This is a genomic window from Sphingomonas sp., assembly GCF_036388215.1.
Taxonomy (GTDB): Bacteria; Pseudomonadota; Alphaproteobacteria; order Sphingomonadales; family Sphingomonadaceae; genus Sphingomonas.
The window spans coordinates 53774-66268 of record NZ_DASVSH010000002.1; the positions used below are offsets into that span (position 1 = coordinate 53774).

General features: G+C 65.7%; 11 protein-coding genes. 4 read left to right on the top strand and 7 right to left on the bottom strand.

Going from position 1 to position 12495, the window contains the following annotated elements; all coding sequences use genetic code 11:
• Window positions 1-2: 2 nt before the first annotated feature.
• Complete coding sequence (locus tag VF617_RS00970; RefSeq protein WP_331012984.1) at window positions 3-1430, top strand: MFS transporter; 1428 nt, start codon at window positions 3-5, stop codon at window positions 1428-1430.
• 42 nt (window positions 1431-1472) lie between these two features.
• Here VF617_RS00970 and VF617_RS00975 read toward each other — a convergent pair whose 3' ends face one another.
• A complete protein-coding gene (locus VF617_RS00975; protein ID WP_331012985.1) occupies window positions 1473-1802 on the bottom strand; it encodes a hypothetical protein in 330 nt (109 codons plus the stop codon).
• Window positions 1803-1914: 112 nt separating this feature from the next.
• On the opposite strand from VF617_RS00975, the gene VF617_RS00980 reads away from it, so the two are divergent.
• A complete protein-coding gene (locus VF617_RS00980) occupies window positions 1915-3420 on the top strand; it encodes a serine hydrolase domain-containing protein (RefSeq protein WP_331012986.1) in 1506 nt (501 codons plus the stop codon).
• On the opposite strand, the gene VF617_RS00985 is transcribed toward VF617_RS00980, so the two are convergent.
• From VF617_RS00985 to gltX, 3 genes are read right to left on the bottom strand one after another with little or no spacing between them, the layout of a single operon-like run.
• Window positions 3417-3662 carry a hypothetical protein gene (locus VF617_RS00985; RefSeq protein ID WP_331012987.1) on the bottom strand — a complete coding sequence of 82 codons (246 nt, stop codon included), beginning with the start codon at window positions 3660-3662 and terminating at the stop codon, window positions 3417-3419. The two genes, VF617_RS00980 and VF617_RS00985, sit on opposite strands and share 4 nt — an antisense overlap.
• Window positions 3663-3687: 25 nt before the next feature.
• Window positions 3688-4971 carry a citrate synthase gene (locus VF617_RS00990; RefSeq protein ID WP_331012988.1) on the bottom strand — a complete coding sequence of 428 codons (1284 nt, stop codon included), beginning with the start codon at window positions 4969-4971 and terminating at the stop codon, window positions 3688-3690.
• 57 nt (window positions 4972-5028) lie between these two features.
• A complete protein-coding gene (gltX, locus tag VF617_RS00995) occupies window positions 5029-6447 on the bottom strand; it encodes a glutamate--tRNA ligase (RefSeq protein ID WP_331012989.1) in 1419 nt (472 codons plus the stop codon).
• 78 nt (window positions 6448-6525) lie between these two features.
• Here gltX and VF617_RS01000 point away from each other — a divergent pair, with 78 nt between their 5' ends.
• A complete protein-coding gene (locus VF617_RS01000) occupies window positions 6526-8718 on the top strand; it encodes a ComEC/Rec2 family competence protein (protein WP_331012990.1) in 2193 nt (730 codons plus the stop codon).
• Entirely contained in the window at window positions 8651-9493 is an 843-nt protein-coding gene (gene bla, locus VF617_RS01005) for a subclass B3 metallo-beta-lactamase (protein WP_331012991.1), read from the top strand. The genes VF617_RS01000 and bla overlap by 68 nt, the downstream gene beginning before the upstream one ends.
• A 27-nt stretch (window positions 9494-9520) precedes the next feature.
• Here bla and VF617_RS01010 read toward each other — a convergent pair whose 3' ends face one another.
• Genes VF617_RS01010 through glp form a run of 3 tightly spaced genes read right to left on the bottom strand, consistent with a single transcriptional unit; the run spans window position 9521 to window position 12461 of the window.
• Complete coding sequence (locus VF617_RS01010) at window positions 9521-10528, bottom strand: DUF4268 domain-containing protein (protein WP_331012992.1); 1008 nt, start codon at window positions 10526-10528, stop codon at window positions 9521-9523.
• 1 nt (window position 10529) lies between these two features.
• Window positions 10530-11216, bottom strand: coding sequence for a transcriptional repressor LexA (gene lexA / locus VF617_RS01015; protein ID WP_331012993.1), 687 nt, complete (start codon window positions 11214-11216; stop codon window positions 10530-10532).
• 57 nt (window positions 11217-11273) lie between these two features.
• Window positions 11274-12461, bottom strand: coding sequence for a gephyrin-like molybdotransferase Glp (glp, locus tag VF617_RS01020; RefSeq protein ID WP_331012994.1), 1188 nt, complete (start codon window positions 12459-12461; stop codon window positions 11274-11276).
• Window positions 12462-12495: the final 34 nt, after the last annotated feature.

Consider the following 12495-nt stretch of genomic DNA (forward strand, 5'->3'; position numbering starts at 1 on the left):
CGATGGCGGCAACCGCCCATTCGCTCCCCGTATCGCCCAAACAAGCACGGAACAGTTGGGGCGTGCTGGCAGCCCTTTCGCTCGCGATGATGCTTCCTTCGCTCGCCACCAGCATCGCCAATGCCGCGCTGCCGGCCCTGGCTGAGGTCTTCGCCGCGCCCTTCCAGACGGCGCAGTGGATCGTCCTCATCTATCTTCTGGTCATCACCACGCTGGTGGTCGCGGCTGGAAGGTGGGGCGATCTGGCGGGCCGCAGGCGCTTGCTGCTTGCCGGTATCGCGCTGTTCACCACCGCTTCGTTGCTGTGCGCATCCGCACCCGCGCTGCCGTTGCTGATTGCCGCGCGGGGAATACAGGGCGCCGGCGCGGCGATCATGATGGCGCTCACCATGGCGCTGGTGGGCGACGCCGTTCCCAAAGCCAAGACGGGTGTGGCGATGGGACTTTTGGGAACGATGTCGGCCGTCGGCACAGCGCTCGGGCCAGCGCTGGGCGGGTTGCTGATCGCCTGGGCGGGTTGGCCCGCGATTTTCCTGGTCAACGTGCCTCTGGGCGCATTGGCCTTCGTTCTGGCATATCGCTGCCTGCCCGGCGACGGCCCTCGGGCTGCACAGCCCCGCGCTGGTTTCGACAGCATAGGCACGGCGCTCCTGCTGCTGACTCTCGCGGCCTACGCGATGGCGATGACGATGCGTCCCTTCGGCTTGCTCAACCTGATGCTGCTGACTGCGGCATTGGCGGTAGGGCTGGCTTTCCTGATCGTCGAGACACGGGTTGCTTCGCCCCTAATCCAACTGCGGCTCCTGCGGAGTGGCGTGCTGCGCGCCAGCCTCGCCACGAGCGGCCTGGTCTCGACGGTGATGATGACGATGCTGGTCATCGGGCCGTTCTATCTCTCCGGAGCGCTCGGTTTGGATGCCGCGGCGACCGGCATGGTTCTGTCCGCCGGCCCCCTGGTCGCGACGGCGACCGGCGTGCCGGCCGGCCGCCTCGTCGATCGCTTCGGCCCCCAGCGCATGGCCGTGGTCAGCCTAGGCGGTATGATCGCCGCCACGCTGCTCCTGGGCCTCATGCGCGAGGGGCTGGGCGTGCCTGGCTATATCGCGCCGATCATGCTGCTCACCGGTAGCTACGCGATCTTCCAGGCCGCGAACAACACGGCGATCATGGCGGAAGCGGACGCTCGGGACCGTGGCCTGGTTTCCGGCATGCTCAACCTCGCACGCAATCTTGGACTGGTTACTGGCGCATCCGCAATGGGCGCCGCGTTCGCGTTTGCCGTGGGGGCGGGTGAGATCCACGCCGCCGATCCGCAAGCCGTGGCGCGGGGCGCGCGGTGCACCTTCGCACTCGCCTCGATCCTGATCGCCGTGGCGCTGGTGATCGCGCTGCGACACGGGCGTTCGTCAAGCGCCAAGGGAGAAATTTGAACGGGCGCCCGCACAGGTTGCGGGCGCCCGTCCCGGCCATCCTTAGCGGCGATAGCAAACCGTCACGCGGCGGTGATGGCGCCATTGGGTGCGGCAGACGCGTCCGCGATTATAGTGCCGGCCGTTGTTATAGTACCGGCCGCGATTGTAGTTCCGGCGATTGGAGCGGCCACGGTCCCAGCCGCGATGGCGGCCGCGATCCCAGCGGCGGTCGTCCTGGCGGTAGCGCTGGACGGTCGCAGCGGCCGACACGGTCAGGATGCTGGCGCTTGGGCCGGCGGCCGAAATCGGGGCGGCGTTCGCCGCAGTGGCCGAACCCGCGATACCCGCAATCGCCAGCGCGACGGCTGCGACCAGTTTCTTGAATTGCATTTCGACTCTCCTCATCGTTTTCCCGCACCGCCGATCCTAAGCGCTCGAATCGATCGCTTTGCTGAATCACTTTGTTCTGCGAGGTTCAGGTTTGCTCCCCGGGAGAACCGCCTTGATCAAAGCCATCGCCATCGCCGCCGCTCTCTGCTCGGCCACTATCCCGGCCATGGCGCAGACTTCGCCTCCCGTGGCCCAGGCGAAGAACATCGAGGGGGTGACGCCCGAGCTAGTCGGCTATTTCGAAGCCTATATGCAGGCGCAGCACGTGCCCGGACTGGTATTTGGCGTGGTCAAGGATGGGCGGCTCGTGCTGGTGCGCGGGCTGGGCGTGCAGGATGTCGAGGCAAAGCGCCCGGTCACCGCGGACAGCCGCTTCCGTATCGCCTCCATGTCCAAGGCCTTCACGGCGATGGCAATTTTAATGCTGCGGGATCAGGGCAAATTGTCGCTCGATGCGCTGGCCGAGCGCTATGTGCCGGAGATGGAGGGCTGGCGCTACCCGACCAGCGACTCGCCGCGCATTCGAGTTGCCGACCTGCTGCATCACAATGCGGGATTCGTCGAGGACAATCCCTGGGGCGACCGCCAGCAGCCGCTGAGCGAGCCCGATTTCACTAAGATGCTGAAGGCGGGAATGCCCTTTGCCCAGGCGCCCGGCATTCGCATGGAATATTCGAACCACGGCTATGCGACGCTGGGGCGGATCATCTCAAATGTATCAGGCATGCGCTATCAGGACTGGATCGGCCGCAACCTGATCGCGCCGCTGGGGATGACTTCCACCGGCTATGATGTGCTTGCCGGACCGCAGGATGTGCGGGCGCTGGGCTATCGCTGGCAGGACGACGCCTGGCTGCGCGAGCCCGACATGGCCGATGGAGCCTATGGCGCAATGGGGGGCATACAAACCACGGCGAACGATTATGCACGCTGGGTCTCGCTCCTGCTTTCGGCCTGGCCCCCGCGCAACGATGCCGACGCAGGGCCGGTCAAGCGCGCTACGGTTCGCGGGATCGTCGAGGGCGCGAATTTCGTGGCGACCGGCGAGCGCGCGGCGGCGCTTGGTGCGCCGTGCCGCCAGGCCAATGCCTATGCCAAGGGATGGCGCGTGATCGAAGATTGCGACCTGGGACGCATCGTCACGCATGGTGGGGGCTATCCGGGATATGGCTCGACGGTAATGCTGCTGCCCGACGCCGGGATCGGCATATTCGCCTTTGCCAACCGCACCTATGCCGGACCTTCGCTGCCGGCGATGCAATCGCTGCTGGCGCTTCGCAAGGCTGGGCTGGCGCCGGTGCGCGCGCTGCCGGTGTCCGCGGGGCTCAACGCGGCTTATGATGCGGCAAAGGCGGCGTGGGTGGCGGGTGATCCGGAAAAGGCGCCGCTCGCGGTCAATGTGCTGCTCGATCGCGATGCGGCGCGTCGGCGTGCGGACATCGGGAAGCTCAAGGCTGTGGTCGGCCAATGTGCCATGACCGAGGCGATCGCGCCGATCTCGGCGATGGAGGGGACTTTCGTGTGGACCTGCGCGAGCGGGCGCGTGGCGGGGCGCGTACAGCGCGCGCCGACGCCGGAGGTGAGCTTGCAGGTGCTGAGCTTCAGCGCCGCGCCCTAAACGTCCAGGTCGCGCCCTTCGCGCTTCGCCGCCCTGCGCTCCGCCCGAGTGGGAACGAGGCGGACGCCGGCTATCAGGATCGCGCTCACCACCGCCAGCGCGAGGCCGCGCCAGAGCCAGACGCGCTGATCGATCATCGTGCTGCTCGCAGGCCAGCGGACCACGCCGAGCCCCTGAAGCATGAACAATATGCCGAAGACCAGCCCGAGGATGCCGGCGAAGATCAGCAAATTCTGGCGCATCGAACCTCCTGCTGCGCCAAACGGATCAGCGCTTTTCCACCGGCACATAATCGCGCTGCACCGGGCCGGTGTAAAGCTGGCGCGGGCGGCCGATCTTCTGATCGGGATCGGAGATCATCTCGTTCCACTGCGCCACCCAGCCCACGGTGCGCGCCAGCGCGAAGAGCACGGTGAACATCGTCGTCGGGAAGCCGATCGCGGAAAGGATCACGCCCGAATAGAAATCGACGTTGGGGAACAGCTTCTTATCGACGAAATAGGGATCCTTGAGCGCCATTTCCTCAAGCTGGAGCGCCACTTCGAACACCGGATCGGTGACGTTGAGCTCCTTGAAGACCTCGCGCACGGTCTGCTGCATCACGGTCGCGCGCGGGTCGTAGTTCTTATACACGCGGTGGCCGAAGCCCATCAGGCGGAAGGGATCGTTCTTGTCCTTGGCGCGGGCGATGAACTCCGGAATGCGATCGGGCGTGCCGATCTCGTGCAGCATGTTGAGCGCCGCTTCGTTGGCGCCGCCATGCGCGGGTCCCCAGAGGCAGGCGATGCCCGCCGCGATGCATGCGAACGGATTGGCGCCCGAAGAGCCGGCGAGCCGCACGGTGGAGGTCGAAGCGTTCTGCTCATGATCGGCATGGAGGATGAAGATCCGGTCGAGCGCCTTCTCGACAACCGGGTTCACGACATATTCCTCCGCGGGCACGCCGAAGGTCATGCGCAGGAAATTGCCGGTGTAGCTCAAGTCATTGCGCGGATAGGCGAAGGGCTGGCCCACGCTGTATTTATAGGCCATCGCCGCGATCGTGGGCATCTTGGCGATCAGCCGGTGACTGGCGATCATCCGCTGCGTGGGATCGGTGATGTCGGTCGAATCGTGATAGAAGGCCGAAAGCGCGCCGACGACGCCGCACATGATCGCCATCGGATGCGCATCGCGCCGGAAGCCGCGATAGAAAGTGGCGAGCTGCTCATGCAGCATCGTGTGGCGGCTGATCGTGTAGCTGAACTTGTCGAGCTCGGCCTTTGACGGCAGCTCGCCATTGAGCAGCAGATAGCTGACTTCCATGAAGCTGGAATTTTCCGCGAGTTGCCCGATCGGATAGCCGCGATGGAGCAAAATGCCCTCGTCGCCGTCGATATAAGTGAGGCCCGATTCGCACGAAGCAGTGGAAGTGAAGCCGGGATCATAGGTGAACATGCCCGTCTGCGCATAAAGCTTGCGGATATCGACGACCTCGGGGCCGGTGCTGCCCGCGAGGATCGGATATTCGACTTCCTTCCCCGGAACCTGCAGCTTCGCCGTGTCGCTCATAATCATGGTCCTTGTTGTCGCCCGCCGTTCAGGCGGGCAGGTCCGTCCGTGTCTGCCCTAGCCGGGCAGGGGCATCTGGTCTGCGATGCGGCCCAGGCTTTCCTCGCGACCCAGCAGCGCCAGGACGTCGAAGATGCCCGGGGAAGTCTTCCGGCCCGTAAGCGCCGCGCGCAATGGCTGCGCGGCCGCCCCGAGCTTGATCCCCGCATCATCCGCGACGGTGCGAACCGCCGCTTCCAGCGCTTCCGTATCCCAGCCGGCGACGCCGTCAAGCGCGGCGTGCAGCCGGACCAGAATTGCCCGCGCATTCCCCTCTAGCAGAGCCGCGGCATCGTCGTCCAATTCCAGTGGGCGAGTGCGAAACAGAAACCATGCCCCGTCGCACAATTCAAGGAGATTGGCGGCACGCGGCTTCAATGCGCCCATGCTGCGGCGCAGAAGATCGCGTTGTTCTTCGCCGACTTCGAACGGCATCCGTGCGGCGACGAGATCGGCCAGCACCGCATCGTCGGACGCGCGGATGTAGTAACCGTTCAGGTTCTCAAGTTTCTTCATATCGAACCGGCTTGGTGATTTTCCGACGCCCGCCAGATCGAACCATTTGATTGCCTGCTCGCGGCTGATGATCTCGTCGTCGCCGTGTCCCCAGCCCAGGCGAAGCAAATAGTTGGACACGGCTTCGGGCAACAGGCCCATTTCGTCGCGATAGGCATCGACTCCCAATGCCCCGTGCCGCTTGGAAAGCTTGGCGCCGTCGGAGCCGTGGATCAGCGGAATGTGCGCATAATGCGGCTCAGGCCATCCCATCGCCTTGTAAATGGGGAGCTGGCGGAAGGCGTTGTTGAGGTGATCGTCGCCGCGGATCACGTGGGTGACGCCCATGTCGTGATCGTCGACCACCACGGCGAGCATATAGGTTGGGGTGCCATCCGAGCGCAGGAGGACGAGATCGTCGATCTCGCTGTTCTGGACCGTGACTTCGCCCTGGACCAGATCGGCGATCGTCGTCGCGCCTTCGGTCGGGGCCTTGAGGCGCACCACGAAGGGGGTGTCGCCGTCATGGGTCTTTTCGCGCCAAGGCGAGCGGATGCGGAGCGGCTTCTTGTTCGCCTCGGCCTCGGCGCGCATCCCGGCGAGCTCGTCCTGGGTCAGATAGCAGCGATAGGCCGCGCCTTTCTCGACCATCGCGTGCGCCACTGCCGCGTGACGATCGGCGCGGGCGAATTGATAGGTAACTTCGCCATCCCAATCGAGACCCAGCCAGGTCATGCCATCAAGGATCGCCTCGATCGCGGGCTGAGTCGAGCGCGCGCGATCGGTATCCTCGATGCGCAACAGGAACTTGCCATTATGATGGCGCGCGAAAAGCAGGTTGAATAGCGCCGTGCGCGCCCCGCCGATGTGCAGAAAGCCCGTCGGCGACGGCGCGAAGCGCGTGACGACATGCGTGCCGCCGGTATCTTTAGTTGCGCTCAACCGCGCCTGCTCCCAGACTTGAGACCGATGGCCAGTTCAGCCGCCGAGGCCCCTAGCACGGGGTATTCTTCCCTACAAATGGGGGTGCGGCGGCTATTTCGCGTGGTGACCGAGGGGCTTGAGCAGTGGCTGGAGGCCGAGCGCGAGCAATTGATATTGTGGCTGCCGGTCATGCTGGGGGGCGGCGTGGCCGCATGGTTCGTGCTTCCCGATGCGGCGCGCTGGATCGGGTTCGTCGCCGCGGCGGGCGCGGTGGCGCTGGCGGGGATCGCGGCTTCGCGGAACGACAGGGCCATGCGCGTGATTTCGGTGGGAGCGCTCGCCGCCGCCCTGGGCTGCGCATTGATCTGGTGGAAGGCGGGCAATGTCGGCGCGCCGGTGCTGGCGCGGCCGGCGGTGGTGATGCTGGAGGGGCGGGTCGAGCGCGTCGAGCGGCTGCCCGCGCGCGACATGGTAAGGGTGACCATCGTAATTGCGGGGCGCGCCGATCTGCCGCCCAAGGTGCGCGTCAACCTGGCGCAGCTGGATGCACCAAAGGACTTGGCGCGCGGGGCCGTCGTCCGGCTGCGGGCCCGGCTGATGCCGCCGCCGCCGCCCTCGGTGCCGGGGGCCTATAATTTCGCGCGTGTGGCTTGGTTCAGTGGCCTGGGCGCGACCGGCAAAGGATTTGCGCCGGTCGAGATCGTCAAGCCTGGCGATGCCGCGGGGGCGGACCTGCGCGCGCGGCTCTCGGCGCATATCCAGAGCCGCATCGCCGGGAGCGCCGGAGGGATCGCAAGCGCGCTGGCCACCGGGGACCGGGGCGCGATTGCCGACGAGGATTCGGAGGCGATGCAGCGCGCCGGGCTGGCGCATCTGCTTTCGGTGAGCGGGCTGCATGTGACTGCGGTGACCGCAGGGACGATGCTGCTGGTGTTGCGGCTGCTGTCGCTCAGTCCAATCCTGGCCCTGCGCTGGCGGCTGCCGCTGATCGCCGCGGGGGCTGGGGCGCTGGCGGCAATAGGCTATACATTGCTGACCGGAGCCGACGTGCCGACGGTGCGATCATGCGTGGCTTCGCTGCTTGTTTTGCTGGCGCTGAGCGTGGGACGAGAGGCGCTGACGCTGCGGCTGGTGGCGGCGGGGGCGCTGATCGTGCTGCTGCTCTGGCCCGAATCGCTTGCCGGGCCGAGCTTCCAGCTCAGTTTCGCCGCCGTGACGGTAATCGTGGCGCTGCATGAGAGCCCGCGGATGCGAAGCTGGTTCTCGCGCCGTGAGGAGGGCTGGGGACCTCGGCTGGGCCGGGGGCTGGGCTCGCTGCTGGTGACCGGCATCGCAGTCGAACTCGCGCTGATGCCGATCGGCATGTATCATTTCCATAAGCAGGGCGTTTACGGTGCGCTGGCGAATATCATCGCGATCCCGCTGACCACCTTCGTGACGATGCCGCTCGAGGCGCTGGCGCTGGCGCTCGATGTGGCGGGCCTGGGGGCGCCGGCCTGGTGGCTGACTGCGAAGTCGCTCGAATTCCTGCTCTGGCTCGCGCATGCCGCGTCTTCCGCGCCCGGAGCCGTCGCATCGCTGCCGGCCATGCCCGATGGTGCATTTGCGCTGATGGTGATGGGCGGGCTGTGGATGGCGCTGTGGCGGACGCGGGCGCGCTGGGCTGGCGCCGCGCCACTGGCGATCGGTGCGCTTTGGGCGCTGATGACGCCCGCGCCCGATCTGCTGGTGACGGGGGATGGCCGGCACTTGGCGATCCGCACGGCAAGCGGCGGGATGGCGCTGCTGCGTGACCGGGCGGGAGATTATACGCGCTCGATGCTTGGGGAAAATAGCGGCGCCGACGACGAACTGGCGGCGCTGAGTGAGGAGTCCGGGGCACGGTGCAGCCCCGATCTGTGCCTGATCGAACATCGCAGCGGCGCGCGGCGCTGGCGCGTGACGGCGACGCGGAGCGCGTATCTGGTGCCGTGGCGCGAGATGATGGCATTGTGCTCCACTTCCGACATCGTCGTCAGCGAACGGCGGCTGCCACCCGGCTGCGCGCCGCGCTGGCTGAAGCTGGATCGCGAGGGGCTGGTGAAGACCGGCGGGGTGGCGATAACCTTTGCGGGCGGGCGCGTGGCGACGGTCAGGCGCGGTTCGTCGCATCCGTGGATTGACCCGCCCACGGTCCAGCCGCCATTCGTGCCGGCGACTGAGCCTTTGGGGGAGAGACGCAATGAAACTGGCAATCGCGGCGGCTCTGCTCGCGGGATCGGCGCTGCCGGCCGCGGCGCAGGACACTGATTGGGCGCAGGTCCGCAAGGAATGGAACATGCCCGTCGCGCCGTTCCGCATCACCGGGAATGTGCATTATGTCGGGACCGCGGGGATCGCGGCATATCTGATCACGACGCCCGAGGGGCACATCCTGATCGACGGCGCGATGGAGGAAAGCGCGCCGCTGGTTGCCGCCAACATCGCGGCGCTTGGCTTCAAGCTTCGCGACGTGAAGATCCTGCTGATCAATCACGCCCATTGGGATCATAGCGGCGGTCTGGCCGAACTGAAGCGGTTGACGGGTGCGCGGCTCATGGCGAGCGCAGGTGACAAGCCGGGGCTAGAGGCAGGGATGCTCGACTATCGGCCCGATCTCGACCGCGCGCCGCCGGTGAAGGTCGATGTCTCTCTCACTGACGGCGAGATGCTCGTGCTGGGCGGCACCACGCTGATCACGCATCTCACTCCGGGCCACACCAAGGGCTGCACGAGCTGGACGATGCGGGCAGGCGGCCTCGATATTATCTTCGCATGCAGCCTGAGCGTGGCTGGTCAGCCGCTGACCGCGGGCCAGGGCTATGATGCCGCTGCCGCGGATTTCAGAACGACCTTCGCAAAGCTCAAGGGCATGCGGGCGGACGTGTTCCTGAATTTCCACCCAAGCGCGTTCGATATGGAGGCCAAGCGGAAGAAGCTGTTGGCCGGCGATGTACGGGCGTTCGTCGATCCCGGCGAATTGCGGCGGCGAGTGGATGCCGCGAAGGGCGCTTTCGAGGGGGAGCTAGCACGGCAGAGGCACTGAAGGGCAATCCGCTGGAGCCTTCACATTTCAAACATCTGCAGGCTGCTCGTCGAAGCCCCCATCCGCTTCACCTGCGGCGTCGAGGGAACGGACGATGGGACGAAAGACTGTGTCGAACCGCTCCAGATTGGTCTTCATCCATTCCAGGAGTTCGGGCCAGTTCCCCTCTTCGAGCGGATCAAGGCCAGTCTTGAACAGCGCGATGCGGCTGCTCTTCTTGCCTGGAAGGTCCATCCAGCTCAGGGTACAGCCCATTTGACCTTCGATTATCTCCCGTTGAGCTTTCAACGCGGCGAAATCGCTTTCAAGTGACGGCGTGCGAATATTGAATTCGATACCCACCCGCTTCTCTGCTGAATGCAAAGTCGCCGAAACCCAGAAGTTCGCTCGCCCGATCGAGAAATCCATCCAATGTTGCGGATAGGCTTTACGGGGCCGGACCGCGCTCCTGCCCGTCCCGAGTTCTTCCCGAAGCAATGTCCAAAACTGCAGCTGCTTTTGCCTGGTGTCGGTGAGTGCTTCGGATTCGATTTGACGCGCCGCCTGCCCGACTTCGCGCGACCAATCGTTCGGTTTCGCCACGACCTTGAAATTCGGTGCAGCGAGGCTGTCCCCGATCTTCCACAACTCGATTTCCAAACCGAAGAAGCGAAACCGCTCGTCCGTAATCTCATTGAGCCAATCGAGCGTTGCGCGATGTTGCTCAGAGAAACGCGCCGCGATCCAGATGATCGTGACCGCCTGCAATCCCGAAGCATATGTCAGAAGCTGGCCAAGATGGCCGTGGTCGGTTCGTTCCAACTGATTCTCGATCAGAACCCAATGTCCGCTATCCGAATCCTTGCACAAAATGTCGGCTCGGAAAGGACCGACATTTCGTTCCTGTGCCTCCAGTTCGAGCTCCAGCCCCACCGCTTCCGAAAGGATCGCAAGGTTAGCGTCGCCTGCGAGCCAAGGCGTAAAATCCGCGGATTCACTCGACCAAATCTCGCGTAGCTCGATTCGCCTGAGTCTTCCCAAAGGGGCGTTACTCACCTCAATACCGCCGCAGCAGCCCCGCCAGCTTTCCCTGCACGCGCACCTGATCGGGGCGGTAGCGCTGGGGGTTATAGTCGCGGTTCGCGGGATCAAGGCGGATCATTGCGCCTTCCTTGCGGAAATATTTGAGCGTCGCTTCGGCATCGTCGATCAGCGCCACGACGATCTCACCATCGCGCGCGGTCTCGGTGCGGCGGATCAGGGCGTAATCGCCGTCCAGGATGCCGGCCTCGACCATCGAATCGCCGGCGACTTCGAGCGCATAATGCTCGCCCGAGCCCAGCAGCGCCGCAGGGACCGGGAGCATGGTTGCGCCCTCCAGCGCTTCGATCGGCGTGCCCGCCGCGATGCGGCCGTGGAGGGGAATTTCGATCACGTCGTTCGCAGGGGCATATTCCCTGGGCGAAGTGGAAGATGTGGACGCCGATGTTCGCACGGACGGCATATTCGGATTCTTGGTTGCACCACCGCGCTCCGGCATCTTGAGCACTTCGAGCGCGCGGGCGCGATTGGGCAGGCGGCGGATAAATTCGCGCTCCTCGAGCGCCGAGATCAGGCGATGTACGCCCGACTTGGATTTGAGATCGAGCGCTTCCTTCATTTCCTCGAACGAAGGCGAAACGCCGGTCTCGTTGAGGCGATCGGCAATGAAGCAGATAAGCTCGTGCTGCTTGCGCGTGAGCATCCAAATTCTCCCGTCCGGAACAGACTGGGAACGTTTATGCAATGTTCCGCCTGCCTGTCAAGCCAGGTGTAGGATTTCCACTGAGTCGCCCGTTTTTGCCGGGGGCGCGTGAGGTGCGCGGACGATCAGGCAGCCGGCCCGGGCCAGGGTTTGCAGCATCGAAGAGTCCTGGATCATGGAGGCGAAGGCCCGGCCCTCGCGCACCTCGGCGCGCAGGTAATCGGCGCGCGCATCGTTGGCGGGGAGCGGTTCGCCGAGGGGCAGCCGGCGAGTTTCGGGCAGCGGATCGCTGGCGCCCGAGAGGTGCGCGATCAGGGGGCGGACGAAGAGGAGGGCAGTGACGAAGGCGGACACCGGGTTGCCGGGCAGCCCGAGCACCACTGCGTCACCCAGCTTGCCGGCGAGCATCGGCTTTCCGGGGCGAAGCGCGATGCGCCAGAAATGGATTTCCCCCCCCGCCGCTTCGAGCGCGGGACGGATCAGATCATGATCGCCGACCGACGCTCCGCCGCTGGTGACCAGAAGATCGGCAGTGACGGCACGGAAGGCATATTCAAGCGCGTCGCGGCGATCGGGGAGGATGCCGAGGTCGATGATCTCGACCGGCAGATCGGCAAGCTGCGCCGTGAGCATCAGCCGGTTGGTCTCGGGAAGCTGCGCGTCGGCGAGCGGCGTCCCCGGCGGGACGAGTTCGTCGCCGGTGGCGGCGATCGCCACGCGGACCTTGCGGCGCATCGCCAGCGTGCCGTGCCCCGCAATGCCAGCCAGCGCCAGACGGGCGGGGGTTAGGCGCTCGCCCGCCTGAATGAGGGTTTCGCCCGCCGTGAAATCGAGGCCCTTCGGCCGCACGTGACGGCCGGGCGCGAGCGGGCCTTTCCCGGCCAGCGTCAGCCTTGCGCCTTGGCGGGCGGCTTCCTCCTGCACGAGCACGGCGTCGGCACCTTGAGGCATCGGTGCGCCCGTGAAGATGCGCACCGCTTCGCCGGCATTTACGGCCCCCGCGAAGGCCCGGCCCGCGGCGCTCTCGCCGATTACTTCCCACGGGCCCGGCAGATCGGCGAAGCGGATGGCGTAGCCGTCCATTGCCGAGAGATCGGACGCGGGCTGGGTGCGCAGCGCGGCGATATCCTCGGCGGCCCAGCGGCCGGCGGCCTCGGCAAGCGGCACGCGCGCGGTGGGCAGAGGGGTGGCCAAAGCGACGAGGCGGCATTGGGCTTCCGCGACGGGGAGGAGAGGGGTGGGCATGCGTCGGGATTAGGAGAGGGCTTGAGCAGGGGAA

Bases quoted from the DNA above. Each gene is read 5' to 3' on its own strand.
- VF617_RS00970 (WP_331012984.1), top strand. From the start codon at position 3: ATGGCGGCAACCGCCCATTCGCTCCCCGTATCGCCCAAACAAGCACGG.
- VF617_RS00975 (WP_331012985.1), bottom strand. From the start codon at position 1,802: ATGCAATTCAAGAAACTGGTCGCAGCCGTCGCGCTGGCGATTGCGGGT.
- VF617_RS00985 (WP_331012987.1), bottom strand. From the start codon at position 3,662: ATGCGCCAGAATTTGCTGATCTTCGCCGGCATCCTCGGGCTGGTCTTC.
- VF617_RS00990 (WP_331012988.1), bottom strand. From the start codon at position 4,971: ATGAGCGACACGGCGAAGCTGCAGGTTCCGGGGAAGGAAGTCGAATAT.
- VF617_RS01000 (WP_331012990.1), top strand. From the start codon at position 6,526: ATGGGGGTGCGGCGGCTATTTCGCGTGGTGACCGAGGGGCTTGAGCAG.
- bla (WP_331012991.1), top strand. From the start codon at position 8,651: ATGAAACTGGCAATCGCGGCGGCTCTGCTCGCGGGATCGGCGCTGCCG.
- lexA (WP_331012993.1), bottom strand. From the start codon at position 11,216: ATGCTCACGCGCAAGCAGCACGAGCTTATCTGCTTCATTGCCGATCGC.
- glp (WP_331012994.1), bottom strand. From the start codon at position 12,461: ATGCCCACCCCTCTCCTCCCCGTCGCGGAAGCCCAATGCCGCCTCGTC.